Below are 571 nucleotides of genomic sequence, written 5' to 3'. Positions count from 1 at the left end.
GGAATGATGCGCGGGAAAAGGAAGCGGTCGAGCTTGCGGCCTATGCCCGCGATTGCGGTGCCAAGGCGCTGGTCCTGGTGCCCGTCAATGACGGCAGCGGCCGGGCGGAAGGCGAGCGGCAGGGCAATGTGCGGGTATCGCTCAAGGCGCTGAAGCCGATCCTGGCCGATCACGGCTTGACCGGCCTGGTCGAGCCGCTCGGCTTCCAGATCTGTWCGCTGCGCTCCAAGCGGGAGGCGGTCGACGCCATCAATGCCGTCGGCGGCACCGGCATTTTTCGCCTGGTGCATGATACATTCCATCACGTGCTCGCTGGCGAACCGGAAATTTTTGCCGAGCGGACCGGACTGGTGCATATTTCCGGTGTCACCGACACTGCCGTCGGCATCGACGATATGCTGGATGCGCATCGCGTCATGGTCGGGCCGGGCGACCGGATGGACAATGTCAGCCAGATCAGGGCGCTCAGCGCCGCTGGTTACGACGGCTACTTCTCGTTCGAGCCGTTCGCGGCGTCGGTACACGACAATGCCGATCCTGAGAAGATGATCAAAGACAGCATGGACTATAT

At 62.8% G+C, this 571-nt stretch carries 1 protein-coding gene; it reads left to right on the top strand.

Translation table 11 applies throughout. The features are described from left to right. A partial coding sequence (locus tag AC1D0P_RS27440) for a TIM barrel protein (RefSeq protein ID WP_477679616.1) occupies positions 1-571 on the top strand: 571 nt, incomplete at both ends.

The sequence above is a fragment of the Polaromonas sp. P1_G2 genome, assembly GCF_056405515.1.
Note: the sequence above shows the minus strand (reverse complement) of the source record. Positions and strands in the feature narration are given on the sequence as shown.